Origin of the sequence: Vibrio sp. 10N.247.311.51, from assembly GCF_041467855.1 — a bacterium.
Taxonomy (GTDB): domain Bacteria; phylum Pseudomonadota; class Gammaproteobacteria; order Enterobacterales; family Vibrionaceae; genus Vibrio; species Vibrio coralliirubri.
The window spans coordinates 1-26,089 of record NZ_JBFSVK010000026.1; the positions used below are offsets into that span (position 1 = coordinate 1).

Annotated in this window: 25 protein-coding genes; 15 read left to right on the top strand and 10 right to left on the bottom strand. The window is 43.6% G+C overall.

The genetic code is table 11. The features are described 5' to 3' along the window. Positions 1–213: 213 nt before the first annotated feature. Complete coding sequence (gene nfsA, locus AB6E85_RS19620) at positions 214–936, top strand: oxygen-insensitive NADPH nitroreductase (RefSeq protein WP_012600115.1); 723 nt, start codon at positions 214–216, stop codon at positions 934–936. Positions 937–1,056: 120 nt separating this feature from the next. Here nfsA and AB6E85_RS19625 read toward each other — a convergent pair whose 3' ends face one another. Together AB6E85_RS19625 and AB6E85_RS19630 are read right to left on the bottom strand one after the other, a co-directional pair. Further along, complete coding sequence (locus AB6E85_RS19625; RefSeq protein ID WP_372143810.1) at positions 1,057–2,589, bottom strand: phospholipase D family protein; 1,533 nt, start codon at positions 2,587–2,589, stop codon at positions 1,057–1,059. A gap of 161 nt (positions 2,590–2,750) precedes the next feature. Then, the gene (locus AB6E85_RS19630) at positions 2,751–3,314 is read right to left on the bottom strand and encodes a TetR/AcrR family transcriptional regulator (RefSeq protein WP_050620365.1); all 564 of its coding nucleotides are present in this window, start codon (positions 3,312–3,314) and stop codon (positions 2,751–2,753) included. A 93-nt stretch (positions 3,315–3,407) separates the two neighbouring features. Here AB6E85_RS19630 and AB6E85_RS19635 point away from each other — a divergent pair, with 93 nt between their 5' ends. From AB6E85_RS19635 to AB6E85_RS19655, 5 genes are all read left to right on the top strand, one after another. Beyond that, positions 3,408–3,941: a dihydrofolate reductase family protein gene (locus tag AB6E85_RS19635; RefSeq protein ID WP_248642147.1), complete on the top strand. Its 534-nt coding sequence runs from the start codon at positions 3,408–3,410 to the stop codon at positions 3,939–3,941. Between the two features lie 160 nt (positions 3,942–4,101). Further along, positions 4,102–4,893 (top strand): oxalate:formate antiporter, encoded by a 792-nt coding sequence (locus AB6E85_RS19640; protein ID WP_372143812.1) that lies wholly within the window; start codon positions 4,102–4,104, stop codon positions 4,891–4,893. A gap of 223 nt (positions 4,894–5,116) precedes the next feature. Further along, positions 5,117–5,614, top strand: coding sequence for a hypothetical protein (locus AB6E85_RS19645; RefSeq protein WP_372143814.1), 498 nt, complete (start codon positions 5,117–5,119; stop codon positions 5,612–5,614). Between the two features lie 206 nt (positions 5,615–5,820). Then, positions 5,821–6,111: a putative quinol monooxygenase gene (locus AB6E85_RS19650; protein ID WP_017062386.1), complete on the top strand. Its 291-nt coding sequence runs from the start codon at positions 5,821–5,823 to the stop codon at positions 6,109–6,111. A gap of 145 nt (positions 6,112–6,256) precedes the next feature. Then, positions 6,257–6,931: a Crp/Fnr family transcriptional regulator gene (locus AB6E85_RS19655; protein ID WP_372143816.1), complete on the top strand. Its 675-nt coding sequence runs from the start codon at positions 6,257–6,259 to the stop codon at positions 6,929–6,931. Between the two features lie 129 nt (positions 6,932–7,060). On the opposite strand, the gene AB6E85_RS19660 is transcribed toward AB6E85_RS19655, so the two are convergent. From AB6E85_RS19660 to AB6E85_RS19670, 3 genes are all read right to left on the bottom strand, one after another. Then, positions 7,061–8,545, bottom strand: coding sequence for a sulfatase (locus AB6E85_RS19660; RefSeq protein WP_372143818.1), 1,485 nt, complete (start codon positions 8,543–8,545; stop codon positions 7,061–7,063). Between the two features lie 30 nt (positions 8,546–8,575). Next, a complete protein-coding gene (locus AB6E85_RS19665; RefSeq protein WP_372143820.1) occupies positions 8,576–9,784 on the bottom strand; it encodes an anaerobic sulfatase maturase in 1,209 nt (402 codons plus the stop codon). A 283-nt stretch (positions 9,785–10,067) separates the two neighbouring features. Next, a complete protein-coding gene (locus tag AB6E85_RS19670) occupies positions 10,068–10,949 on the bottom strand; it encodes a LysR family transcriptional regulator (RefSeq protein WP_048609914.1) in 882 nt (293 codons plus the stop codon). Positions 10,950–11,230: 281 nt separating this feature from the next. On the opposite strand from AB6E85_RS19670, the gene AB6E85_RS19675 reads away from it, so the two are divergent. The 9 genes from AB6E85_RS19675 to AB6E85_RS19715 all read left to right on the top strand — a co-directional run bounded on the left by AB6E85_RS19675 (position 11,231) and on the right by AB6E85_RS19715 (position 21,588). Continuing rightward, on the top strand, positions 11,231–12,421 hold the full coding sequence (locus AB6E85_RS19675; protein ID WP_061037890.1) for an MFS transporter: 1,191 nt from the start codon (positions 11,231–11,233) through the stop codon (positions 12,419–12,421). Between the two features lie 391 nt (positions 12,422–12,812). Further along, a complete protein-coding gene (locus tag AB6E85_RS19680; RefSeq protein WP_372143822.1) occupies positions 12,813–13,571 on the top strand; it encodes a helix-turn-helix transcriptional regulator in 759 nt (252 codons plus the stop codon). A gap of 33 nt (positions 13,572–13,604) precedes the next feature. Further along, positions 13,605–14,249: a response regulator transcription factor gene (locus AB6E85_RS19685; protein ID WP_122081309.1), complete on the top strand. Its 645-nt coding sequence runs from the start codon at positions 13,605–13,607 to the stop codon at positions 14,247–14,249. 122 nt (positions 14,250–14,371) lie between these two features. Further along, a complete protein-coding gene (locus AB6E85_RS19690; protein ID WP_122081310.1) occupies positions 14,372–15,034 on the top strand; it encodes a hypothetical protein in 663 nt (220 codons plus the stop codon). A gap of 52 nt (positions 15,035–15,086) precedes the next feature. Further along, complete coding sequence (locus tag AB6E85_RS19695; protein WP_122081311.1) at positions 15,087–15,764, top strand: molecular chaperone; 678 nt, start codon at positions 15,087–15,089, stop codon at positions 15,762–15,764. Positions 15,765–15,808: 44 nt separating this feature from the next. Then, complete coding sequence (locus AB6E85_RS19700; RefSeq protein ID WP_122081312.1) at positions 15,809–18,223, top strand: fimbria/pilus outer membrane usher protein; 2,415 nt, start codon at positions 15,809–15,811, stop codon at positions 18,221–18,223. Further along, positions 18,216–19,097 carry a hypothetical protein gene (locus tag AB6E85_RS19705; protein ID WP_372143825.1) on the top strand — a complete coding sequence of 294 codons (882 nt, stop codon included), beginning with the start codon at positions 18,216–18,218 and terminating at the stop codon, positions 19,095–19,097. The genes AB6E85_RS19700 and AB6E85_RS19705 overlap by 8 nt, the downstream gene beginning before the upstream one ends. 52 nt (positions 19,098–19,149) lie before the next feature. After that, a complete protein-coding gene (locus AB6E85_RS19710; RefSeq protein ID WP_372143827.1) occupies positions 19,150–20,505 on the top strand; it encodes a GGDEF domain-containing protein in 1,356 nt (451 codons plus the stop codon). 156 nt (positions 20,506–20,661) lie between these two features. Further along, complete coding sequence (locus tag AB6E85_RS19715) at positions 20,662–21,588, top strand: LysR family transcriptional regulator (protein ID WP_372143829.1); 927 nt, start codon at positions 20,662–20,664, stop codon at positions 21,586–21,588. A 45-nt stretch (positions 21,589–21,633) separates the two neighbouring features. Here the strand turns inward: AB6E85_RS19715 and AB6E85_RS19720 are convergent, their stop codons facing one another. The 5 genes from AB6E85_RS19720 to AB6E85_RS19740 all read right to left on the bottom strand — a co-directional run bounded on the left by AB6E85_RS19720 (position 21,634) and on the right by AB6E85_RS19740 (position 26,069). Next, entirely contained in the window at positions 21,634–22,194 is a 561-nt protein-coding gene (locus AB6E85_RS19720) for a sugar O-acetyltransferase (RefSeq protein WP_372143831.1), read from the bottom strand. A gap of 202 nt (positions 22,195–22,396) precedes the next feature. Next, the gene (locus AB6E85_RS19725) at positions 22,397–23,395 is read right to left on the bottom strand and encodes a LacI family DNA-binding transcriptional regulator (RefSeq protein ID WP_372143833.1); all 999 of its coding nucleotides are present in this window, start codon (positions 23,393–23,395) and stop codon (positions 22,397–22,399) included. A 98-nt stretch (positions 23,396–23,493) separates the two neighbouring features. Continuing rightward, a complete protein-coding gene (locus AB6E85_RS19730) occupies positions 23,494–24,933 on the bottom strand; it encodes a 6-phospho-beta-glucosidase (RefSeq protein ID WP_372143835.1) in 1,440 nt (479 codons plus the stop codon). Between the two features lie 170 nt (positions 24,934–25,103). Continuing rightward, positions 25,104–25,628: a hypothetical protein gene (locus AB6E85_RS19735; RefSeq protein ID WP_372143909.1), complete on the bottom strand. Its 525-nt coding sequence runs from the start codon at positions 25,626–25,628 to the stop codon at positions 25,104–25,106. A 51-nt stretch (positions 25,629–25,679) separates the two neighbouring features. Continuing rightward, positions 25,680–26,069 (bottom strand): VOC family protein, encoded by a 390-nt coding sequence (locus tag AB6E85_RS19740; RefSeq protein ID WP_061037880.1) that lies wholly within the window; start codon positions 26,067–26,069, stop codon positions 25,680–25,682. Between the last annotated feature and the right edge of the window lie 20 nt (positions 26,070–26,089).

A 26,089-nucleotide genomic window follows, 5' to 3' on the forward strand; every position in this document is an offset into this window, starting at 1 on the left:
TCTAGCTTCTAGCTTCTAGCTTCTAGCTTCTAGCTTCTAGCTTCTAGCTTCTAGCAGGAAACGGTACGAAAAAAGGATTGGCTGTGACAGCAATCCTTTTAAATTCATGAATATCATTCCGCCAACCAGAAAGGCTCTAACGCCCTTTACGCTCATGGTAATTGTCGTTATTGTGATTCTCTACGTCATCATCACAAGGACTGTCTGAGAGTTATGAACAGCACTATTGAAACTATTCTGGGGCACCGCTCCATTCGTCAATATACAAATCAACCGATTGAAAAAGCGCAACTTGATGTGATTATTCAGGCTGGTCTCGCGGCTTCATCATCGAGCTTACTGCAGGCTGTTTCTATCGTGAGAGTGACAGACAAAGAGAAGCGCAAACTGTTAGCCGAATACGCAGGTAACCAAGCTTACGTTGAGAACGCGGCAGAGTTTTTGGTGTTCTGTATCGACTATCAACGCCACGCTCAAATCAACCCTGAAGTGAAAACCGACTTTACTGAACTGACCCTGATTGGCGCGGTAGATTCTGGCATCATGGCGCAAAACTGCATGCTGGCTGCTGAGTCTCTGGGTTTGGGTGGCGTGTATATTGGTGGGCTGCGTAACAGCGCACAACAAGTCGATGAACTGTTAGAACTGCCACAGCATACCGCCGTGTTGTTTGGGATGTGCTTAGGTCATCCGGCACAGCAACCAGAGGTGAAGCCTCGCCTCCCTGCTCACGTGGTGATGCACGAAAACCAATACCAGCCACTGAGCCTAGATGAAATTGCCAGCTACGATGATTCAATGCAAAGCTACTACGCAAGCCGTTCAAGCAACCAAAAGCAGAGCAGTTGGTCACAGCAGATCACACAGAAACTCTCTGGTGAATCTCGCCCGCATATCCTGCCTTACTTAAACAGCAAACAGCTGACCAAGCGTTAAGCCGTTAAGCCGTTAAGCCGTTAAGCCGTTAAGCGATTAGAGCTAGCAGCAAACAGCAGTACAAACAAAAATGTCAGCGTAATATACGCTGACATTTTTATTTATCCGGAGGCGGCTAGCTTACAGATATTTCTCAATCGGTAGCAACTGTAGAAAACCTGACTGCATTCGTTCCCATTGACCAGTGTCAGGTTCGCTGTCCCAACGTTGGTCGCCTGAATACCAATACACATCACCGTCTTCCAGTTCCAAGCGCCAGCTATTATCTTCACTCATCGCTTGCCCAATGGTGTCAGCTAACGTTTCAGCAATCTCTTTGTTCTCGATGATCAAAACCGATTCCGTATTGAGGTAGGTAGAACGCAAGTTGAAGTTAAATGAGCCGATGCTCGCGATGCTGCGGTCGAATACAACTGATTTAGCGTGCAAGCCATAGGCCGTCTCAGGCGCACATTTAGACACGTCTTGAGTCGATGCTTCACACAACTTAGATTCTGGTTTTAGCTCAAACAGATCGATGCCATGCTCCAACATGTCGTAACGTCTGCCTGCATAAGCGGAGTGATTAGTCACCAGATCATTAGAGGCCATAGAGTTAGTTAGCGCTTTTATCTCAACGCCCTTGTTGTTCAATACCTGCCACTCTTCAAGCTGACCATCATCGAATACAAGGTAAGCGGATTCCAATAAGATCTCTTGTTTCGATTCGCTCGCTAATTTCCCTAGAAGAATCGCGGTCGCTTTCGGTTCATCAGTATTATCGGAGTCATCAGGAACGGGTTGATCGTAAACAAAGCGCGCATTCACCCATGTCATCTCACCAATCACCTCTTTCAGTAAGCTATCAGCAGCCTCACGGTCTAATGGTAATTCAGGGTAATTTTGATAATGCGGCACGACAATATTATCTATCTTCGAGAGATCAGGTTGTTCGTCATCCCCCAGCATATCGACAGGGTAAGACCAACGGCTGTTCCAGTATTCAACAAAACTGGTTTGGATGGTGTTAACTACCGAGCCCATGACTAATACATCGCGGTCTCGGAAATTGATTTCATCAGAAAGGTCAAAGTATTCATCACCAATATTACGGCCGCCCACCACAGACAAAGTGCCATCGACGGTAAACGATTTATTGTGCATACGGCGATTTAAGCGAGAAAAGTCACCGACAAAGCTCAGCCATTTACTGAAGCCACGGCGTGTTGGTGTTGGATTGAAGATACGAATCTCGACGTTCGGGTGCGCATCCAGTGCCGACAGCAAACCTTCACGTTCGTTGAGGTTGATATCATCCAGCATTACACGAACCTTCACACCGCGCTCGGCCGCGGCTAACAAACGACTGGCTAAGTAACTGCCCGATTCGTCAGAGTTCCAGATGTAGTATTGAATGTCGATGGCGTGCTCGGCACTTTCGACCAGCGCTAATCGCTGTGCCAAGGCATCCCAACCAGACTCTTGCAGACGAACTGCAGTGGTGCCTTGCTCTAAAGCTTCAGGCTGAAATTCATTGGTTAGAACCGATAAAGTGCTAGGTGCAGGAGAGGTTGGCGGTTCTGTCGGGTGGTCGATGCCTTCAGGAAGTGAAGAACACCCACCTAAAACGGCGATTAAGATTAGCGTTAAACTGATGCGTTGGAGCACAGGCATGTATCTGACTTCCTTTTCACGATGGCGTCTTTAGAAACTTTTCGTACAGCTTTTCAATGAACAAGCTATTCCGATCTATTCATTGATTATTACTGCTAAATCCTGAAATTTATAGGTAATTATCCAGTATAAATTTAGAGGTCGTTAAATTGGCCTACAGATCACTTAAGTTGAGTGAGCGCCAAACAGTATAAACTCAGCGGCTTTTCGACCATTTCAATGGTGAGCTCTGTTCGGTCTGGGTTACAGTTCAACGCCAAAGCGTAACCGTGTAAATAGTCCACCAGCAAGTCCAACGCATTTTTAGTTTGCTGTTCGGTTAACGCTAACGGGCTCAACACCGCTTCAAAACGTTCACTAAATACCTCCATCGGCCCGAGAGATTTCATAGTCAATAAGGTCTCTAACAAGCCTCGATATTCGTTGAGCATCGACAAGTAACTCACACTGAGCCGATAAAGGTTATCTCGCCAGTCTTGGTTCAACTCTGGCTGCGCGACTTCTTCAATCAAAGAAACCGTGATTGCCTCAAGCAGATCATTTTTGTTTTTGAAGTAATGGTATATAGCCATCGCATCAACCCCGAGTTCTGTCGCTAACCCTCGAACACTTGGCACTTTGCCACTCTCTCGCATCATGCTTTTAGCAATAGTGAGAATTCTCTCGGCGCTGAGTTGGCTTGATCCACTCTTTGGTCGACCTCGTTTCTGATCCTTGACAGTCATACCGTCACCTCTTAAACTTTATTTCTACACTGTAGAATATTTTAATTTATTACCGTGTAGATGCCAAGTTTCTCATCGATATCGGAGTTAAAAATGTCAAATATTGTATTCATCGCAACCAGCCTTGACGGTTACATTGCAGACAAACAAGGCGACTTAGATTGGCTGCAAGCGATTCCAAATCCAGACGGTGACGACATGGGTTACAACGCCCACACCGATCGTATCGATGCACTGGTCATGGGACGTAATACAATGGACATGGTGTTGAGCTTTGGCATTGATTGGCCTTACAGCAAGCCAGTCTATGTACTGAGCAACACTTTAAATGAAGTACCTCAAGAGCTTGAAGGTAAAGTATTTTTGATGAAGGGCGAGCTTAAACAGATTGTCGCGGATTTGAATAACAAAGGCCTAAAGAACTTGTACATCGATGGCGGCATCACCATTCAAAACTTCCTGAAAGAAGACATGATTGATGAGCTGATCATCTCGACCATTCCTGTCGTGCTTGGTGGTGGGTCCCCGTTATTTGGTGACTTAGTATCTCCCGTCGATTTTACGTTGAAAGGCGTCACGACGTACCTTGATGAGATCGTGCAAACTCATTACTTACGTAAGCGTTAGAAAGCCTTAGCGACACAGTCAGATAATAGCTTCTAATGTTCTAAACTTATTCGGCTTATATTCTATTGACAATATAAGCCGACGTTGACACTATACAATGCTGCGTTGATTTTACCGCACTAACTGTAATGCAGTTCTAACTTTTTAAGATAGGTAAAATATGAACTTCCCAAGTACTCTTCCAGCACCGCACAAAACACTTCTTATCAAAGTGATTGATGTCCTGTCTCAAGACCCTCGAATCTGTGGTATTGCCGCAAGTGGTTCGTTTGGTTCTGACTCTATGGACAAATACAGCGACTTAGATTTTGTTATCGCGGTAAACCCAGCCGACTACAACAGCGTGATGCAAGAACGATTCAGCATCCTTGACCAGATCGGTGGTAAGGTCGCAGCCTTCACGGGTGAACACGTAGGTGAACCACGATTAATTGTGTCGATATTCGGCCCTGAGCCAGTGCACGTCGATTTCAAATTCGTCTCTCTGCCAGACGCAGCAGCACGAGTCGATAACAACCACGTGTTGTGGGAGCGAGACAGCTTATTAACCGACGTATTCAGTACAGCAGAACCAGATTACCCTCAGCCAAACCCGCAATGGATTGAAGATCGTTTCTGGATCTGGACTCACTACGCTGCAACAAAGATTGCTCGAGGCGAATACTTTGAGACCATTGAATTCTTATCATTCCTGCGCCAAAACGTGTTGTCTCCACTGGCACTAAAACAGGCGGGTTTAACGCCCTCTGGCGTGAGAAAAATTGAAGCACGCTTGCCAGAATTTGCACAAGAACTCGCTAAAACCGTTTCAATGCCAGAACGTGATGCGTTGATTCCCGCTTTAAACCAAGCGGTAAAGCTCTACCTAGAATTAAGAAGCAACGAGCAAGTATCTGTAGATGAACATGCTCAGTCGTTTTGCCTTCAATACGTACAAGACGAATTGAGCTAACGCGACTAAAAATGCAGCAATCAGTCTGGCTCAATTGCTAATACACCTTAAACGCCGAAAGTATGAAAGCTATCGGCGTTTTCATTTTTGCGCATCAAAAGCTCCCTCTCACTGGCTTTCAAATCCTTCTTATTCATCTCTCTGCACTAACGCCTTTCCTATCAAAAGCCGACCTAAAGTAGTACCCTTTATCGTCTCTCATTCTTGATGGTAGCTGGATATTATGAAGCTTTTGGTCGATCGCACTGGTGAACAGTTTTTAGAAATTCTGCAAGAATCTGGAGACACGCTGACGGTTCAATTCATTACCAATGAAGGCAGTAGAAAGGGCAAGCCATTCCAAGATAACCTGAGTGGATTGTTCCTCACAGGGTGGAAGCCGCGCACCACTTCAACCGCCATCGGATTAGAACGCTTTAAGCAAGGCAAACTTGAAGATCCCAAAGTGAGTTTCGCATTGCACCAACTCTATCCACAGGGTCGAGACGTAAAATTACCTTCCGGTGATATCGCAACTATCGCGAGTTACGCCAATACCCATGCCGATGGCTACTATATGTTTGTGCGCCTCAACGATGAGTTAACCCGACTCAAGATTACACCCGATTGGGAACTGCAACCTTCCGTTCAAAGGTTAGCCTTGCCTTATTACCCTGAACCAAGAAGCCAGCAAGAACTCGACAATATTGATGACTTCGATGCTTGGGCGGGTGGCTTCTAACACTCCTCACCTACGCCGAGTAGCACATAATACCCAAGCTATTATCAATTATTTTTTGAAAATAATTCAAATGTAGCACTGTTTATCGTTTCAAATATTCCTACTATTATTTATCCATCGACACAGACTGCAGCTCAATGAACAAAGAGTGGCGCTGTATACACAGACAAATCACCATTTCGGTGAAAAATAATATAGGTACGAACATGACTCAGCTAACTATCGTCGCAAACATCGTCGCTAACGAAGACAAAATTGAATTGGTTAAAGCAGAGCTGCTAAAACTGATTGATATTACTCGCGCTGAAGAAGGCTGTATCAACTACGACCTTCACCAAGACAATGAAAACCCAGCACATTTCACTTTCTACGAAAACTGGACATCACGTGAACTTTGGCAAACACACATGGGTAATACCCACCTTGCTGAATACATGGCAGCAACCGAAGGCAGTGTTACGTCATTTACACTTAACGAGATGACTAAGATCGCTTAAGTGTGAATGAAAGCTAGCTACGAGCCTCCAAATATCCAGCCCTACAGTCTTTACTGTGGGGCTTTTTAGTTACTTTTGTTTTACCGTTTTTCTTATACAATGGTCTCTTATCCCCTCTGAAAATAGGCTCCGAGCTAATCACTTCATGCTGATCACCGAAGATGATATCTACTTCACATCGCAGATCCTCGACTTTCTCTCCGAGAACGACAAAGCACTCTCTTTTCGTAAACATACGATAAGGAAAGGCGAGCCTATCTTTCAGCAAGGGCAAGAGATAACCGACATCATATTCATCACCGATGGCGCTATTTCTGTCGCTCGCAGCTCACGTTACGGTCGTCGATATCAGGTAGGCACTTTCAATCACAATGGCTTTTTAGGGCTTATGGAGTTGTTTTCAGGGAAGCCCTGCTTCTACTCGGTAAAAGCTGAATCTGATTGTGAAGGGTTCATCATGAATGGGGCAATATTTGCAGAGCTCATCTGTCAAATCCCTATCTTGGCAGCACATACTTTTAAACACCTCACCTCCAAATGGTATTTATCCGTCGAGAGAATGTCGCGCAATATCCTGCACTCTATTACCTACTGTGTGATTGATGATTTGTTGCAGTTTCACAGTATGAATCCAGACAAAGATTACATCGTAAACAAAAGCTTAGAGTGTGAGCGATTAGGCACGAGCCTGCGTGTTTACAATCGAATATTGAAACAGCTGAATGACAGCGGGGCGATTTCAGTCACACGCAAAAGTATTCGAATCATCAATCTAGACAAACTCGAAGCGACTCGTTTGAAAGAGTCCGAAAAGCAATAACTTCATTCTAATACTTAGTAATTTATTCACTTATTCCAACGCTCCCACAAACGTAAAACGGTGACCCATAGGCCACCGTTTATTTTGATTATCGACAATCATTAAGACTAAGCTTGAAGAAACTATGAGTTAGTTCCACAGCTCATGTTCAATGATATTCTCAGTAGTGAAATTAGGGTAAGCCATCTTCCACATGTTCAAACCTGAGTATTCATCACTGGAGTACTGAGCAAAAAATTCATCCAACGCTTTTGTCATCGTATCTTGAACCGCTTGACGTGGTGGCTCTGCGATATACGCCTCACCCATTGGGTTACTCAAGTCATACCAATGATCGATAGGCTCATTTTTCTTATTGTAGTAACGCACTAACTTCCAATGACCGTTAGTGATCATGCGCGCATTACCTCGCTCTGAAAATTGGTACTGACGCCAATCTCGAACGCGCTCACCCTTCATCATTGGTAACAAGGATTTACCCGGACCATAACTGGTATCGTAATCTTCCCCCTTACTCGCCAGGCCCATAATCGTAGTATGAAGATCTAAGATATCGACAAACTCGCCACGCACTTGTTTCTGACGCACCATGCCTTCAGGGCCTTTGATGATGAAAGGCACGCGAATCGTCTCTTCATAGAAGTTGTATGGGAAACTGGCGTTGATCTTACCGTATAAGCCATACTGGCCCATCAATAAGCCATGGTCAGAGACAAAAGCGATCACGGTATTATCCATCAAACCACGTCCCTCTAAACCATCGATCAACTGGCCGACTTGTTCATCCAGTAAAGTCACCGCAGCCAGATATTGCGCCAGTTTTTCTTCATGATCAGACGGCACCAAGGTATAAGCACTCATGTGTTCAAGCACAGAGTTCCCACCATAAGACACCACTTTATGGGCAATATCGCGGTATTTCTCTACTAATCGCTCAGGCAAACCTTCAAAGGGGAAGTGCGGCTCAACATAGTTAAGGCTAACAAAGAAAGGCTTGTCACTTGGCTCATCAATGAACTTAATGGTCTCTTTGGTTAAGAACTGCGCTTGAATACCGGTGTGTTCTTCATTCTCGCCATCTCGCGAGAACAACACCGTTCCTGAATGTAGGTATTGGTTTTTCCAACCCGCTTCTAACGCGTCGTAACTTAACCAACGGTCAAAGCCACGAATCGGCTCTTTGCTGTCCGTCGTGGCATGCCACTTACCAATTAAAGCGGTACGATAGCCTTCATCTTGTAAACGTTCCGACAGCAATTTCTCACCATCTAACCAACCGGCATCAAACTTAGGGTCTTCCGCTAAGAAATCATACACACCATGCTGAGAGGGCATTTTACCAGTATGGAATGAAGCTCGTGCAGCAGAGCTCACAGGCGCTGGCGTCATACCATTCTCGAAACGAACACCGGTTTCTGAAAGGTATTCTAGATTGGGTGTTTCAACGTATTTGTTATGGTGACTTGTCGCCCAATCACCAAGATCATCGGCCATGATGACCACAATATTCGGTTGTTGGGGTTGTTTGACTTCTTCAGCGATAACACTGCCTGAGCAGGTCATTGCCGCAAGCGCGAACGCTTTTGAAACCGCACTAAGCGGAAATTTTTTCATGTTCGACTCCATGAATATTCAGGGGATGAGTTATTGGGATTCTTTGTTTTTGATGATTTGCATGATGGCAGCAGGAGGATGCCCGGCTTGATAGAGCTTCTTCATAAGATCAATGTAAGGGGCTGAGTAAGAGAAAAACGTTTTATATCCGTGGCAAAGGTAGTTCTGATCGGGCTTACCAGAAGACGAGAAAGCAAAGCGATGTTTTGGACAACCGCCATGGCATACAGAGCGAAATTCACAGCGTAAACAATCTTGAGAAAGTGAGTGTTTTTTCTTCTCGCCAAACTTTTGATTCGCCTGGCTTTCGTTTATCTCTTTGATAGTGACGGTATGGATATTTCCAAGCTTGAACTCTGGAAATACATAGTGGTCACAAGCATAAATATCGCCGTTGTTTTCCATCGCAAAAGCGCTGCCGCACGTCTCTGAAAACACACACAACTGCGCTGGTTGGCCACATGTCATTGCAAAGGTATTCTCAAAAAGTTGCACCCATACTTTTCCGACATCTTGGCGTACCCACTCTCTGAATATGGCCGCCATAAATAAGCCATAATGCTCAGAGCCAACACTCCAATCACATAGAGACACCGCCTCGAAGCGTTCAGGATGTAACAGGGTTAATCCATCTTCCGTTTGCTGTTGGGCTTCAAGTTCCACCAACGGAATGAACTGCATGTGCGCACTTCCGATCCCCTTAAGGTAGTGATACACCTCTAAGGGAGATTTGGCATTCACATCGCTGATAACAGTTAGTGTATTAAACTCAACACCAAAGGATTTGAGCAGATTAATCGCCGCTTCAACTTTGTGGTGGGTAGGTTTCCCTGAGCGTGTTTTACGATAGGCATCATGCAGATGTTGTGGACCATCAACCGAAATGCCAATTAAGAATTGATGATCTTTGAAGAACTGACACCACGACTCATCAAGCAATAAGCCGTTGGTTTGCAGAGTATTGGTGATGGTTTTACCTAAGCCGTATTTAGCTTGCAGAGCCATCGCTTTTTCGAAGAAAGCCAGCCCCAACAACGTCGGTTCGCCACCTTGCCAAGCAAAAGTCACCTCATTGGAGCATTGCGCTTCAATATGTTGGATAACATAACGCTCCAACGTGGCATCATCCATCTTCCAAGAGGTCGGTGAACTGGCAGATTCAGGATAGAGTTTTTCTTTTTCAAGATAAAAACAGTAGCTGCAATCAATGTTGCATTTAGAACCCGAAGGCTTTGCCATAACATGACAGCCTTGAGGTGAAAAAGTATCTATACCCATCTTCGATTACCGACTCAATTTCAATATGCGCATGCTAAGAATTGATAAGCTTCGTCAATAGGACAAATGTCCGAAAAGCGGTGATTTTAATCAGTGAGAGTCAGTAAACGCTATTGAGATCACATCCACTGATCGAATCTCAATACAACAATATGTGCTCTCCAAACATTGATACGAATACCCGTTCTCAAACGATTCAAATAACGATTTGGCTGTGTGCTACTAAAGAGTGTTTCATGCTTCCCTACAAGCTCAAACGGGGCTGAATAAAGTCAATAAACGCCGAGATACGTTTAGAGACCGATGACGACTTGTAGTAAACCGCATTCACTCGCTCTCGGTCTGTGTTGGCAAGTTTGTCTTGTTCCAGAATAGGGATTAGACGCCCTGCTGCCATATCTTCCTGCACCATAAACCCCGATAAACAAGCAATCCCATTTCCAGCTAAGACTAGTTGACGCACGGTTTCACCATTACTGGCTGTCACGGTAGGCGCGACATCACTTTGGTTTGGCAAAGGCCAATGGTTAAGCACTTTGTTACCCGAAAATCCCACAATTTGATGCGAACTCAAATCTTCAGGTTTGGTGGGTAGCCCACGCTTAGCGAGATAATCAGGTGACGCCACAATATGGAGTAAACTTTTTCCTAACGGTCGAGCGTGCAATGTTGAATCGGACAACTTACCGATTCGAATCGCAACATCGGTTCTCTTTTCGAGAAGATCAACGAAGCCTTCGTTGGAAGTGAGTTCCAATTCAATGTCTGGGTAAGCCTCTTTGAATGACTGCACCAACGGCACTAGCTGATGGAATACGAATGGACTGGCGGCATCGACTCTTAAACGGCCTTTTGGCAACTCACCGCGCGACACAATCTCTTCTTCCGCGCTCTGAATCATCTGTAATCCCACCCTGACTGAATCGACAAACTGCCGTCCTTCTTCCGTCAATTCCACGCGTCTCGTTGTTCGGTTGAATATTGAGACGCCGAGTTGCGACTCAACCTTACTCACCGAACGAGACACCTTGGCGACCTGCACATCCAGCGCCTCTGCCGCCGCAGAAAAACCACCAGCATCGACGACGGTGAGTACCATTTCTAAATCATCTGAACGGGTTAACATGAGGCTCCTTCGCTATCTTCATTTTGTTTAATGTCATCTCGCTTGTGCTCATCACAGCTCAAATCATCTGAGTCTTTTCGATCTCATCAGCTTAATCCAATGATCGGCTAACTCTCCGATTATTGCAAATAACACAAAGGTTATTTGTTAATGATAGCATTTTTCACAAATATATTTTGCTAGATAATCCTCGCCATCAAACGAAGCGCTCCTATTGCAGTCACAAGCTGCCCCATTTTATCGCGCTCGGTATTTAACAAAGAACAGTAAGAGAGATGATTATGCCACTAGCATTACTTGCATTGACGCTCAGCGCCTTTGCCATCGGAACCACAGAATTTGTCATCGTAGGCTTGATTCCTACCATGGCGAGCGACTTGAATGTATCTCTGCCATCGGCGGGCCTATTAGTCAGTTTATATGCGCTTGGCGTTGCTATTGGTGCGCCAGTGTTAACGGCATTAACCGGTAAATGGAATCGTAAAGCGGTGTTACTGACTGTGATGGCATTGTTTGTCATTGGTAACTTATTGGCGTGGCAAGCTCCAGGCTATAACACGCTGATCGCCGCACGAATTTTGACCGGCCTTGCCCATGGTGTGTTCTTCTCGATTGGATCGACCATCGCGACAGGTTTGGTTTCAAAAGATAAAGCAGCCAGTGCCATTGCGATCATGTTTACGGGTTTAACGGTTGCATTGGTGACCGGCGTACCACTGGGCACTTACATCGGCCAAACCTTTGGCTGGCAAGCAACCTTCTTGATCGTTGCCTTGCTTGGTCTTATTGCTCTTATCGGTAGCGCTATCTTGGTTCCAAGCAACCTTAAGCAACCACCAGCGGCGAAGATTTCGGCACAACTAAAGGTTCTAACTCAACCACGCTTGCTGTTGGTTTACGCTATCACAGCACTAGGTTATGGCGGTACATTCACAGCGTTTACGTTCCTTGCTCCGATACTGGAAAACGTATCAGGATTTGATTCGAGCTCTATCAGTCTCATCATGTTGGTTTACGGTGTGTCAGTAGCGGTCGGTAACATCTGGGGCGGTAAAATGGCCGACAAGATGGGCCCAATTAAAGCACTGACCGTTATCTTCTCTGGTTTAGCCGCAGTACTGGTGGTATTCAACTTTACCGCAGTAAACCCTTACGCAGCTGTTGCCACCATTTTGGTTTGGGGTGCATTCGCATTCGGTAACGTTCCGGGGCTACAAGTGTATGTTGTGAAACTGGCTGAGAAATACACACCAGACGCAGTCGATGTCGCTTCTGGGTTAAACATTGCAGCCTTCAACGTCGGTATTGCATTAGGCTCATGGGGCGGTGGTTTGATTGTCGCAAAATCTGGATTAATGAACACCCCTTGGGTAGGTGCTGTGATCGTTTTGATTGCTCTTGTTCTGACTCGATTCAGTGGTGCGTTAGATAAGAGAGGTCAACAAGTAGGCTCTCCTATCCAAAACATCTAGTTGGTCACTCAATAAATAAAATGGCGAATAGACTATCTATTCGCCACTTTTCTTTATTGAAAATCACCTTACTGATAAGTTCACCACTAATACCTGATATAAGCGAATCAACATTGCTTCAGAAATAATTAGTATGGATACTATCAAATGTATTTTTTTAATATCAATTAGTTATTTAATTTGTTTTTTAATAATTTACTCATTAACTTTGATTTAGATCAATACTAATTAATTAACAATAATACCTTGCGAAATCAAAGCCATATTATTTAGTTTTCACCCAATTGGGTGATGATAAAGACATCAATTGGTGACTAATATCTAGATAAGATAGTGGAAAACATAAGACAATATGAAAATATCCGCTTGATGCAAGCTTAAGGAATGAGAGATGCAGATATCAGAAAACACAATTCCATTAGATCATGGGTTTAATAAATCCCCTTCTGAATTAGAAGAGGAAATTAAAGATGGGCTCATAGAGATTGGGGTTGAACATGCCACTTTAGTTATCATGTCAAAAAACAAAAAACCTGTTTTCAAGTATATAAAAAGTGTTAATGATAGAATCTCTATTTCAAAGCGAGTCACAGAGAAGCTTGACTCTTACCTATCTTTACTCTCAATGGATAAGAAAGGTCAACTATTCCATAGCCAAGATACCATAATTGAAAATCGAATCTTTGATCATCAAGAGCTGTCGATCATTACCCATCCTCTAAATCACTATTCAATCACTGATGAACTCTCTTACAATTATGAGATAGTCATTGTTCTCCACAGCATAAATGCACTGAATCCAGAAGAATTCCGCCAACTTGAGCTCATCTGTGACATCACTATCGCTTGGGCAAATTCTTGGATAGCTCACCATACAATGTTATTGCATTGGAACCGCTACGCCGAGCCTACAACCACAACCCTGCCCCCGATTCTTACAAAATCGGAGCTTGTTGTTTTAGAACTAATAATCAAAGGGTTAACTGGTTCAGAAGTAGCGAAAATACGCAATGTATCCAAAGAAACAGTCAGAACCCAAATCAAAAGCATTCTTCACAAAACTCAATGTAAAAATCAAAATCAGCTGATATCACGCTTTGGACAAGGCCAGTGGTTGATGAATAAATCAGCGCGCTTAGTTTACACATAATTCCGTCGAAAAACGCAACAAGGTAGGGTACTTATGTCACACCACCTTCCATCTCCATATATATGTTTAATTACTAGAGATGTAGTTTTATCTAGGGTTATACAAGACATTTTGAAATTTGCATTCCCATTGAGTCAGTTTCAAGTTCTTGAATCGTTTTCTGAACTTAATGTTAGTTATAGAGGCATCGTCATTTACGATAGGCAAACCATCCCCATGCCAAACAAATGTGGTTTATCTATCGTAAATAGGAAGGACAAATGGATTGCGATCAACATTACTAGTTCAAGTTGTTATGACTATTTACAGCTTGGATTCTTTGGTCAAATTGAAACCAATCACTTTGAATTTCTGCCTAAAGCCATTAAGTCTATTCAAGATGGTGAATTATGGTTCCCACGTCATGTGATGGAAAGTTTCATTATTGATCTATGCATTAATGACACACAAAAAACACCGATCTCTATAACAGAAAAAGTTACGATTAAATTTTCTTTGACGAAAAAGGAAAGGCGCGTTTTCGAGTTAATGTTACAAGGATTTTCGAATATTCAAATAGCAAAGGACACAAATGTAAGCATAAATACCGTAAAAACTCATGCTTACAATGTAATGTCTAAGTTAGATGTTCACTCTAGATACGAGTTATTTGCAAAAGCACATAAATTAACCGTTTAAAATTAGCACTCTTTTCATACTTATTTATCAGATATATCACCCACCTTTGCGAGGCATATATCTTAACGACAAATTATTATCTAGTTGTTGTCGGTAATAACACAGGTAATGAGGGAGTAATTATGAAAAAGTTAATGATAGCAGTAGCGGTAGCAGGAGTGATGTTTAGTGTAAATGGTTTTGCAGCATCAAATAGCGCATCTCCAGTAAGCTTCCAGGAGGTTGGGTTTCAATACAGTAATGATGCTCTGTTTGCTAACGCAAGTAACAGCGATGGTGCACATATTCGTATGGAAGGCACTATCCCACAACGTTGTGTACTCAACTTACAGGCAGAAGGGCAAGCAAACTCAGTAAATGGCGATATCCGTTTAACAGGTATGCTCGATGACAGTAAAAACACAATTCTAGGTCTAACTAGTAAACCTGTAGCTAAACTTCGCGCGTGGTGTAACTACGGAAAATCAATGGATGTCGATATGACCGCAACACCATTCAAAATGACTCGTTTTGGCATGGCCATTGGTAAAGAACGCATCGATTACACATTACAAGCAAATCAAACCGATGTTTTCGATACGAGCAACGCAAGTGATGGCCTGTTTGGTCATGCAACAGGCAACTTCAAAGTCAAATGGAGCGGTAAACATCAAGAAAACAAAATTGCTGAAATTCCTCTTTCTATCACAACAGAAGGTGCAGCTTTAGCAAGAGCAGGTAACTATCGCTCAACTGTGTATGTGAAACTCCAAGCAAAAACTTGTCACGCATTTTGCGGATTTTAGTTCATAAATTCGAGCCCACTAAAGTGGGCTCTTGTCACCAAGGAAGGGCTTTATGAAAACAACTATTTTAATTTTTAGCCTATTACTGCATCACGTCGCTGCCTTTTGCTATGAAATAACGCCCATGTACCAAGAGATGCAAGAGTTTGGCAGAAAAGCACTGACAAGCTACACCATCAATAATACTCAAGACCGTTCACTTCCAGTCGAAGTGGTCGTATACGATGTAACCTATGACGAAACAGGAGAAGTTCTCACATTAAATGAAGACAGCTTTCTAATTCTTCCCCCTCAAATTATGGTTAACCCCTTAAGTTCACAAAAAATTCGAGTTCGCTATATCCCAAGTGATGCTCTCACCACAACAAAATTGTATCGAATTGAATTCAACGAATTAGAAGTGAAAGGCCAAGAAGATAAAGAAAGTAAAATCAAAACACTACTGAGTTTTTCAACCCTCGCCTTTGTCTCACCAAACGCCTTAGAACCAACAATGAAAACCTCGCTCAAAGACAACAATATCATCGTTGTTGAAAACACAAGTAAAGTGCTCGTCAACCTACTTCAATCAGTGTTCGAACTGCAGACCAGTGATGGAAAAAAAGACCTTCCTTGGAATGAGATTGAAACAAAAACAAGTGGTTACTTGATGCCAGGTGCGATCGCACATTACCCAATCCCAACGATTCTCGGCAATGTGAGTGGTATATCTGTAAAGCAAGAAAAATAACATTGAATTAAAAGCTTATACATTTTTAGTACTAGGAGGGGAACATGATCCGATCTTACGCAGCCCTCCTGTGTATCTCTTTATGTTTATTTGTAGAGCCTAGCGCTTATGCTGCTGATTGGTTGTTCCCATTCCCAATTAACTATCTCGGCTCAACGGTGGGCGATATCGATGCATTTTCTGATGGTAAAACCGTATCTAAAGTGAACACCGTTCAACTGAATGCACTTATTGGTCCTGTCCTGTCATCAGAAGTGTCAGGCAAGCTATCTTCATACAAAGAAAACTTTATTCCAATTGATGTCCTTGAAGAGTGGGGAGTTTTACTCTCTTTCTCCCCATCTGATATGGAGATTACATTGTCTTTTGTTCAAGATGCTAAAAAAGAGCAGACCCTGACATTCAACACACCTTACTCTCCCCCGATCTATTCAAAGTCATCATTTTTCACCAATATTAATAACTTGAACTTTGGCGTCTCTGATACACGAGGAGTCGAAACTCAAAGTGACGAGCAACAATGGAATATTGAGTGGCTATCTACAGGTAACTTCGCTGGTGCTCGGGGAGTGAATTATAAACTTTCAGGGTATTTTGATGGCGGAACCGATGACGAACAAACCTTCTATCGTGGTGATGTATCTGCCTTTGTCGACCGAGCGGATGTCCCTTATCGATTAACTTTTGGCGACCAAGTCAACAGCACGTCTGGGCATCTACCAAGTGAGCAATTTGGTGGGATCGGTTTTGAACGCAATTACTCAGCATTGCAGCCGAATCGCAGTATTCAAGTTGGCGGTACACAAGCGCTCATCCTAGAAGAATCAGCCGACATTGACCTCTACATCAACGGTTCTTACATCACTGAATTTCGTTTACCTCCAGGCCGTTACCAATTAGACGACCTACCGCTTTCTTCGGGAAGCAACGATGTTCGCTTGGAAATTGAATATCAATCAGGTCGAACTGATTCCATTCTCTATAGCGTGTTCTACAACTCTAAACTACTCAAAGAGGGAATCTCTGATTTTGGTTTGTACCTTGGTGCCCCTTCTGAAATTGAAGACAACCGCTATGAATACGATACTGGGAGTCTTATTTCCACCGCCTATTATGACTATGGTTTAACCGACTATTTGACGCTGGGGTTGAATGGGTTTTATCACAAAGATGGTTTCATATTAGGTGGTATATCTACCCTTGGTACACCACTGGGTAATATAGGCTTCCGACTCTCGGGCAGCCAATCCAGCGAGTATGACGAAACGGGGTACATCGCTAGTTTGGATTACGCAGCCTCCCTTTGGGACCAGAATAACTACAGTGCACCCAACTTGCGTATTGCCCTTGAATCTTATGACTCTTTCTCCTATCAACCTTGGACTGAAGAGGGGTCTACTGGCCATTCGGCAGCTGTCAGTTATACCTTTGGCATTACCGACGATATTTACTTATCCCTTTCATACAACCTAGATAAAGAAAGTGGCTACGATACTGAATGGAGTGCAGAAGCTTCAACATCTTGGTCTTATTCAAATGTTGTTATTGGCTTAGGTGTCACTCACGAAGAAGATCCGAACGAGGGAACTTCAAATACTGAAGGTGTGGTTTCGGTCGACTGGACTTGGAGTTCAGATGATGGTCAATACTTTGCGGATCTCGGGTATGCAAGTGACACCGAAGTATTACGTTCCAACTTCAGTAAGCCAAGTAAGAACCAAGTAGGAAAATATGGCTATGCATTATCTGCTGACGTGGAATCTGACCAAGGCCAATATCAGGTACGTGGCGACTATGTGAGTAACCGAATTCGCTACGACGGTGATGTTACCTACTATAACTCAACCGAATCTGAAGACACGGTCGTCACCTCTTTTAGACCAAGCACCGCATTCACCATTAGCGATGGCACTTTATCTTGGTCTCGCCCCATATACGGTGCGGCAGCGGTAGTGCAAGTTCATAACACCTTAGAGTCTGAAGTTCTTATCAACAGTGATGACGATGACAACGCAGAAGCCATCTCTTCAAATGGACTCAATAATGCCGTGAGCCTTTCTACCGCACATACATCCCAAAGCTTCACGTTGGATGCACCGGATGCACCGATTGGGTACGACATTGGTAATTACTTCTACAACGTTACTCCAGGCGCATACACCAGTCACATTTTCACTGTTGGCTCAGACGCATCCAAAACCGTGATCGGAAGATTGAGCTTAAGCGATGGAAAACCGTTGTCACTAACTCAGGGTTACTTTATCAGCGATACAGGCGATTCGATCCCATTTTTCACCAATAAAGGTGGTCGGTTCGTTGTGGAAGGGATCCGCAGTGGACGCTACAAAATTCAACCCATGAACTCAGAGATTAAAGGACACATGAACATCCCGGAATCAGAGGACAATTTAATTCGTCTTCCAGAGATTCAACTCATACAAGGAGCGAGTCATGAATAGAAAACTCTTGATGAGGACAGTGCAATGGCTACTGACGTCATATCTACTTGCGTCAGCTATTGCATACCCCTCAATGGCCTTTGCCACGAATTGTGCAGGCGTCTGGGATATAACCCAATCGAGCAACACCCCGCTCGAATTTGATAAATCCGGCTATGCCAGCATCCGATTTGAGTTGAAAAAACTTCGTTCTAAAACTGAACAATGTGCACTGAAATCTGTACGTTTAAAGGTGTTAGACCGCCCAAAATCTTCACATATTCACTTCATTAATCAGAATCAAACTATGCTGTCCTATGACCCCAAAGAGCGTGAATATTTACTTAGCTCTCAGCAGAATCGTCCGGTTCGCTTCTCATTAGTCGATCCCAAAGCAAAAATTAATTATGCGGCCAAGTATGCGGTGCCATTTCTCGTCAAATTGCAGTTCAAAAACGACCAGACCGTGACACTCTCAGCAAACGCAAACTACAAAGTTAAGTCATTTGTCTCTTTGGATTGGTCTGGCAAAGGTAACAATTTTCATAAAACAACATCAGGGTATCGCTGGGCTTTGGGTGTTCTATCAAACAACAAGCGCTATCAAACCGACTTTGTAATCAGTTCAAATTCACGCACCGAGCTATGGGTAAAACCCAAATATCGACAGTTGGTTAATTCTCAGAATCCAAAATGGACGATTGAGTACAAGCTTATCGTTGACGGGACTGAAATATCACCAACGCATCAAATGCTTCCGATAAAGCGTTATTCAAGGGGAAAACACAATATCCCTTTTGACTTAAAAATCACTGGAAATACAAACCTATCGCGAGCAGGACACTACAAAGAAGAGCTACAGATACAAGTAAAAGCCATAGACCCCATTTACTGAATGAGCAGGGGATACTCACGGGCTTTGAGTTTTCGAGACAAGGGTGAACCATATGAATATATTGAAATTCATCATCAAACAACGCCACTGGATGATAGCCTGTGCTGCACTGAGTATCTTATGTTTGCACATTGGTGATATTAGAAAGCTGATTGGGTTTGTTGAAAAAGACCAACAACATAGAACTCAGCTCATCCAGTTTCTTGTCCAAGATAATATATCCCGAACGTTAGAAATATTAGGGGCTACGTTATCGCCTTCACTTGGCCACGTCGATATTAATAGCTTAGAAGGGGTACTTCATTCATCTTCATCTCCTTTCAGTGGTAGCGATGTTCAAATCGTCGCACGTCGCTTTGGTTTAAACCCTGAGTCGTCTACATTTACCAACGCAATCAAACATAAACATACACTTTGGGGGTTAGATTATGACCAAGCACACTCTCAAGTACATCTAATCGCAGGTAGCATAAAACCACCCAATTATTTTGAAACCCATTTTGACTTAATGCCCTACTTCCCGAAAATTAATTCAGGGTGGAACACCATCATAATGATTGAGAATGAGAAAAAAGAAGTCTTCATGCCTTCTGGTGAGCCAGCGAAAATCACGTTCACCAACAACCTCATTAGATCCGATCAAGTAGATGCTGATTCAACCCTCCACTTTACCGAGACACACCTCGGGAACTTACCGTTCTTTAGGCTCAGCTCAGACGACAATCGATATTTTCATTTGATCACAGTGCCTCTCCCCCAACTAAACGCGAACTTATTGGTGTTCGACAACATGACCTCCTCCGTTGTTGAGATCATTGTCTCATTGCAAAATCTCATTGAGATCATTCTGTTGTTGGGGTTGTTCTACGTATTAATGCAGGCGTTTTCTCGCTATCAAGACAGAACAGCGCAAGCACTACAATCAGATACGCTTACAGGGCTTAAAAACCGGCTTTACCTTGAAACTGCAAGTTCGCGTATCGAACAAACCCAACAACATGAACAAGCTCGCTGTGTCGGCGTTATCGCCATAGACCTCGACCATTTTAAGATGATCAATGATAAATATGGCCATCACATAGGCGACTGTGTTTTGGTTCGAGTGAGTGAAATATTGTTAGAGAGTGTTAGAAGACACGATGAGTGCTATCGGATCGGAGGTGATGAATTTATTGTGATCATTAAAACAGAGAAGCAATCTGATATCGTAAAACTCGCCAACCGTATTCGCGCTAAAATATCAAGCGATCAGCAGTTGCACAATCAAGTCAACGGAGGCATTTCAGCTTCATTAGGGCTTGTGGACTTATCAACAGGTCAATCAATTGAAGAGGCCATCATTTCTGCTGATGAACTTTTATATCAAGCCAAGCACCGAGGCAGAAACCTAGTACAGAGCTCAATTTAAGGCGATGAACAAGGATATAGCATCGAATGAAATCATTCGGGATAAATGAACATTAAAGAAAGCCTATAAAGTCTCATTCCACCTCTATTAATGGTGATTTTTAGCACAACAGTCGGTATAAGTTGAACAATCAATATGCCGACAACACGATGACCAATGAAATATTCAGACTTTAGCCTTATTCCAACTTTCGTTGCGATTATGGAAGAGCGCAGTTTTAGCCGCGCTGCAAAAAGGCTTGGTGTCAGTCAATCTGCAATAAGCCAAAGTGCAATTCGACTTAAGGCTCTATTTGATGACCCCTTATTTCTCCGTGAAAGCCATGGAATAACACCTACTCAAATGGCAATCAGTATCTATCCGACGCTAGCCTCTGCGGTCGAAGACATCAAACTCACTACACCTTATTATCGTACCTTTGACCCAAAACATTGTGAGCGAGAGTTTGTCGTCTCTGCGTTAAGTGTATTCGGTTTAAGCATCCTACCTGTCGCATCAAAGCTTATTGGTCAAGCAGCTCCCTTGGCAAGCATCAAAGCAGAAGCACATGTAAGCCAATCAGAGACAATAAGTATGTTGGGAAAAAGGTTCGATATCACCTTAGACGTTGATTATGGTCAATACCCACAACTATGTTCAGAAGTGATCGTCAAAAACCAGCTCAATGTTATTTGCCGCAAAGAACACCCTCGATTAACTGGTTCGACTATTACAGCAACAGAGTTTTTAAATGAAAGACATGTCACACATACGGTACCCGGTCAGGTGCAAAGCTATTTACTGAATAAAGGGCTAACTGCAGAAAGGTTATTAAGAAAACGAGACATTGCATGGCACTCGAACAGCATCACGGAAATGTTGCCGATTATTGAACAAAACGACTATATCGGCATATTTCCAAGCACACTTTTAGATCAGTACTTTCGTCATTTCAACCTGAAAACATTGCAATGCGATTTCTTACCTGATTGGTTGAGTATTTCAATGTTCTGGCATGCATCAAGAAACAATGACCCAAGCCATCAATGGCTTAGGAGTATTTTTTCTGAAACATCTAAACAGCTGTCATTGAAATACTCTTAACACCTGAGTCAAAACAATTAAATCATTTCTCAAGTATCGACGAGTTTACTCGTTATCGATCGATTTCAGCACTTTACATGGATTACCGACGGCAACCACATTGGCTGGGATGTCTTTGGTCACCACACTGCCTGCGCCAATCACGCTGTTTTCGCCAATGGTGACACCGGGGCAGATGATTACACCACCGCCAAGCCAAACATTGTCGCCAACATTAATCGGTGTGCCAAACTCAACGCCTTCTTCTACACGGCCTTTCACATCGAGTGGGTGACCTGCAGTCAGGATTTGAACATTCGGGCCAAGCAGCACATTGTCGCCAATGGTCACTTCAGCCACATCCAAAATCACACAGTTAAAGTTAGCGTAGAAGTTCTTGCCCAGCTTGATGTTCGAGCCGTAATCACAACGAAATGGAGGTTCTAAATGTGCATTTTCACAGCCCGGAATGAGCTCTTGCGTTGCTGCTTCCCATTCCGATGTGTCAGGAATACTGTTATTGAGTTTTTGAAGCACCTTGCGACATTCGATACGAGCGGCATAAAGCTCTTTATCCCAAGCCTGATAAGGCTCACCTGCTAGCATTTTTTGTTTTTCTGTTTTCACGTTACTTACCTGTTCTCACATCAATTAGTTATTTTCATATTACTGATCTAGTTTCACATTACTTAACTAATGCTGGTCAATTCATCGACCAAAAACGCAATATCGCACATCTAAATAACGGTGAATAAGGAGTGTTTGAGCTTAGTTTAAGAGATGCGCAGCTCGTCACTTTTTGTAGGTGAAATATGAAATTCGATCAGTGCTAATTTAGCTTCGCTATCGAATCACGTAACACCAAACTGCCAGTGGTTTTGATGGTGGTCGCTTGCTCTGTTTCACCGACAATTTGGAGGATCGCCTTTTGCGTCATTTGCTCTAATGGCACACTAACAGACGTTAAGCTTGGCGTTAAAAACGCCCCCACTTTGCTGTTATCAAAACCAACGATAGAAACATCTTGAGGTAATGAATACCCAAGTTCGGTTAACGCCTTAATCGCACCTATCGCCATGTCATCGTTTTCCGACAAGATAGCAGTGAATGTTACTTTGCTTTTTACCAGAGCCTGAGCCGCGTGATAACCGCTCTCCATCGTCCAATCACCTTGAACAACTTTGGCCTCATCCAATGCAATACCATGTTTAGTTAGCACATCTTGATAGGCTTGGTAACGCAGCTCATCGGTCGAAGAACCGGCTTTTCCTCGAATCACTGCAATGTCTGTATGGCCTTGCTCGATGATGTGTTCAACCATCAAACAAGCGCTCTGATAATGGTCGGTGGTAATGGCATGATTAGGCTTCGACGGCATTTCTCGGTTGAGCAATAAAATCGGTGTGTCAGTGCTTTCGATGATCTTTGCAATCTCGCTTTCGGTTAAGCATTGCGGATAGATGATGATGCCCGCGCACTTCATATCCAGCAGGAAGTTGATCGCCTTTCTTTCGTCTTCAGCGCTGTGTTTGCCATCGGTGATCACCAGCTGGTGATTCGACTTTTCGCTATAAGAAGCCGCGTGATACATCAAGGAAGAAAAGTAAGGGCCATTGAACAACTCATTGGTGATTACAAAGCCGATGAAATTGGTCTTCTTGGTCGCCAATTGCTGGGCCAACAAGTTCGGGCGATAACCTGTTTCTTGAATCGCATCAAATACCTTTTTCACCACATCTGGGCGCACGATGTTCTTGCCATTTAAGACACGAGAAACGGTCGATTTAGATACGCCTGCGCGGTTTGCGACATCAAGCATGGTTACCATTCGCTTCTTTTCCTTTATAAAAAATTAGCCGACATAGGCCGACTAATTCATTGCAAAATGACAGCTCACAGTTCACTAACTGCGCTGGGGAATGCATTCTAAATAGTGGCACCGTTAGATGCAATCACGCCTTTATACCACTCGAACGACTTCTTGCGTTTGCGTTCTAGTGAGCCAGATTGATCGTTGTGTTTATCTACGTAAATGAATCCGTAGCGTTTTTTCATCTCGCCTGTGGTGAACGACACTAAATCGATACAGCCCCAAGGTGTATACCCCATCAAATCAACACCATCAATCGCAACGGCTTTTTTCATCTCTTTGATGTGGTCGCCAAGGTAAGCGATGCGGTAGTCGTCATTAATGCTGCCATCTTCTTCAATGGTATCAACAGCGCCAAAACCGTTCTCAACGATGAACAATGGCACTTCATAACGTTCATACAGAGACGCTAAACAGAAACGTAAACCCGTTGGGTCAATTGGCCAGCCCCAATCGCTAGACTGGATAAACGGGTTATCGACCGAGTTTTCATGACCGCCGTCCATCGCTTCTTCAGTCGATTGGTGAGAAGAAGAATCCAAGGTATTCGACATGTAGTAACTAAAGCCTAAGTAATCGGCCTTGCCTTCTTTTAGGATCTGCTCATCTTCAGGCTGCATCTCAATGTTGAAGCCTTTGATTGTCCAGTCACGCTTAGCGTAATTTGGGTAATGACCACGCACCATTACGTCCGAGAAGAAATAACGGTAACGCATCGCTTGCTGCGCCACCATGATGTCTTCTGGCTTTGAAGAACGAGGGTAGAAAGGCACCATCGCACACATTGCGCCGATTTGAAGGTCTGGATTAATCTCGTGACCTTTCTTAACCACCAAAGCACTGGCAACAAACTGGTGGTGAACCGCTTGATACATCGCCTCTTGCGGCTTTTCGCATTGTGGAAACTTCACGCCAGAGCACAGCCAACCGAAGATGTCTGCCGAAGTGTTCATCTGGTTGTTGATCTCGTTAAACGTCATCCAGTATTTTACTTTGTGCTGGTATCGCTCCATCACCGTAGTTGAATACTTAACGAAGAAGTCGATCACTTTGCGGTTCATCCAGCCGCCGTATTCTTTGGCTAGGTGGTAAGGCATTTCAAAGTGGCTCAGTGTGACCACAGGCTGAATGTCGTATTTCAACAGCTCATCAAACAGATCATCGTAAAATGCTAAACCCGCTTCACACGGCTCAGCTTCATCGCCATTTGGGAAAATACGCGTCCAAGCGATACTGGTACGGAAACACTTAAAACCCATCTCAGCGAGTAACTTAATGTCTTCTTTGTAGCGATGGTAGAAATCCACTGCGACTTGGTTTGGATAGTTTTCGCCATCAATCACGCCATCGGTGATTCGACGTTGTACACCATGAGCGCCCGCTGTTAATACATCAACAACACTGACACCTTTACCATTCACATCCCAGCCGCCTTCTAACTGATGTGCTGCAACCGCACCACCCCATAAAAAATCGTTCGGAAATTCGTTGTTCATACCATTACTCGCTACAAGTTATTCGTGAAAAAGACCAGGATTAGAGCTGCGCTCACAACTCTGAAACCGATTTCAATTAAAAGCAAAGATACAGATTGAAACCGGTTTCAGCAATAAGTAAAAGATCTTTTTTGATCGAACTACAGACTAATCAAAAGCCTGCATTACGATCAATGCTGCTCAAAATACTGATCATGCTGCGATTTGCCAGATTGGTCTTGGCTTCCAGGATAGAACTGGACGAGTGTCTGATCGGCTAGTGTGAGGTGAATCCAACCCTCTTTGACTTTCAGCCAATTGGTGCCGTTTGCCTCATAGACGGCAGGAAACTTGCCCCAACCTGACTCTGATACCTGCAGCTCTTGAAAGTGGTTAATCGGGGTTAGCTTATTACTGTCGAAGTTTGCGTCGGCATAGACTGATAATGGCTCGATGGCATCGTTTGGCTTGAACGTATAACAGCTCACAGAGGCTGAAGTACGATCAAACCATTGGTAAGGCTGTGCGCCGGTTAAATCATAAACGGTACAGTCATTAAACTTAATGGCCCACTCTTGGTGAGCTTTAAAACCGAGGTAACCTATAGGTTGTGATGGTTCAGGTTTCGAGTCCGTCTCCTGCTCATACACCGGTTCTGAGGTAGTACATCCCATAAGCCCAAGACTAAAAAGGAAAGTCACAGCAAGCTTCATCATTGTCATACCTCAGTTCCGTTAGTAGATGAGTAACTCAATTAAGTCTCTACATTAAACGGTAAGTTCCAAGCGATTACCATCAGGATCGAGCACACAGCTCTCATAATAGCCATCGCCTGTTCTTCTTGGGCCATCTAAGCGCTCATAGCCATCTTCAACCAAGCGTTGAGTGAGTGCATCGACCGCTTTTTCCGACCCGAGTGAAATCGCCATATGAACAAAGCCTGTAAACTGATCATAGATGTCATCTTTTGATTCAGGCACCGAGTCCATTTCCATGATCTCTAGGCGGCTTCCAGTCTCAAATGAGAGGAAGTATGAAGAAAAACCTTTGGTTGGGTTGTGATATTTTGAGTTCGATGTCGCGCCGAAATAGTCTTCGTAAAATCGCTTCAGTACTTCGAGTTGTTTGGTCCAAATTGCGATGTGTTCAATCTTCATTTTGTTCACCTAAGTTTGAT

What these genes read in the sequence shown, in the direction of transcription:
- nfsA (WP_012600115.1), top strand. Translation starts at nt 214, where the DNA reads ATGAACAGCACTATTGAAACTATTCTGGGGCACCGCTCCATTCGTCAA.
- AB6E85_RS19645 (WP_372143814.1), top strand. Translation starts at nt 5,117, where the DNA reads ATGAAGCTTTTGGTCGATCGCACTGGTGAACAGTTTTTAGAAATTCTG.
- AB6E85_RS19685 (WP_122081309.1), top strand. Translation starts at nt 13,605, where the DNA reads ATGTCACACCACCTTCCATCTCCATATATATGTTTAATTACTAGAGAT.
- AB6E85_RS19740 (WP_061037880.1), bottom strand. Translation starts at nt 26,069, where the DNA reads ATGAAGATTGAACACATCGCAATTTGGACCAAACAACTCGAAGTACTG.
- AB6E85_RS19690 (WP_122081310.1), top strand. Translation starts at nt 14,372, where the DNA reads ATGAAAAAGTTAATGATAGCAGTAGCGGTAGCAGGAGTGATGTTTAGT.
- AB6E85_RS19665 (WP_372143820.1), bottom strand. Translation starts at nt 9,784, where the DNA reads ATGGCAAAGCCTTCGGGTTCTAAATGCAACATTGATTGCAGCTACTGT.
- AB6E85_RS19675 (WP_061037890.1), top strand. Translation starts at nt 11,231, where the DNA reads ATGCCACTAGCATTACTTGCATTGACGCTCAGCGCCTTTGCCATCGGA.
- AB6E85_RS19680 (WP_372143822.1), top strand. Translation starts at nt 12,813, where the DNA reads ATGCAGATATCAGAAAACACAATTCCATTAGATCATGGGTTTAATAAA.
- AB6E85_RS19660 (WP_372143818.1), bottom strand. Translation starts at nt 8,545, where the DNA reads ATGAAAAAATTTCCGCTTAGTGCGGTTTCAAAAGCGTTCGCGCTTGCG.
- AB6E85_RS19625 (WP_372143810.1), bottom strand. Translation starts at nt 2,589, where the DNA reads ATGCCTGTGCTCCAACGCATCAGTTTAACGCTAATCTTAATCGCCGTT.
- AB6E85_RS19630 (WP_050620365.1), bottom strand. Translation starts at nt 3,314, where the DNA reads ATGACTGTCAAGGATCAGAAACGAGGTCGACCAAAGAGTGGATCAAGC.
- AB6E85_RS19635 (WP_248642147.1), top strand. Translation starts at nt 3,408, where the DNA reads ATGTCAAATATTGTATTCATCGCAACCAGCCTTGACGGTTACATTGCA.
- AB6E85_RS19700 (WP_122081312.1), top strand. Translation starts at nt 15,809, where the DNA reads ATGATCCGATCTTACGCAGCCCTCCTGTGTATCTCTTTATGTTTATTT.
- AB6E85_RS19735 (WP_372143909.1), bottom strand. Translation starts at nt 25,628, where the DNA reads ATGATGAAGCTTGCTGTGACTTTCCTTTTTAGTCTTGGGCTTATGGGA.
- AB6E85_RS19725 (WP_372143833.1), bottom strand. Translation starts at nt 23,395, where the DNA reads ATGGTAACCATGCTTGATGTCGCAAACCGCGCAGGCGTATCTAAATCG.
- AB6E85_RS19705 (WP_372143825.1), top strand. Translation starts at nt 18,216, where the DNA reads ATGAATAGAAAACTCTTGATGAGGACAGTGCAATGGCTACTGACGTCA.
- AB6E85_RS19730 (WP_372143835.1), bottom strand. Translation starts at nt 24,933, where the DNA reads ATGAACAACGAATTTCCGAACGATTTTTTATGGGGTGGTGCGGTTGCA.
- AB6E85_RS19715 (WP_372143829.1), top strand. Translation starts at nt 20,662, where the DNA reads ATGAAATATTCAGACTTTAGCCTTATTCCAACTTTCGTTGCGATTATG.
- AB6E85_RS19640 (WP_372143812.1), top strand. Translation starts at nt 4,102, where the DNA reads ATGAACTTCCCAAGTACTCTTCCAGCACCGCACAAAACACTTCTTATC.
- AB6E85_RS19710 (WP_372143827.1), top strand. Translation starts at nt 19,150, where the DNA reads ATGAATATATTGAAATTCATCATCAAACAACGCCACTGGATGATAGCC.
- AB6E85_RS19650 (WP_017062386.1), top strand. Translation starts at nt 5,821, where the DNA reads ATGACTCAGCTAACTATCGTCGCAAACATCGTCGCTAACGAAGACAAA.
- AB6E85_RS19695 (WP_122081311.1), top strand. Translation starts at nt 15,087, where the DNA reads ATGAAAACAACTATTTTAATTTTTAGCCTATTACTGCATCACGTCGCT.
- AB6E85_RS19670 (WP_048609914.1), bottom strand. Translation starts at nt 10,949, where the DNA reads ATGTTAACCCGTTCAGATGATTTAGAAATGGTACTCACCGTCGTCGAT.
- AB6E85_RS19655 (WP_372143816.1), top strand. Translation starts at nt 6,257, where the DNA reads ATGCTGATCACCGAAGATGATATCTACTTCACATCGCAGATCCTCGAC.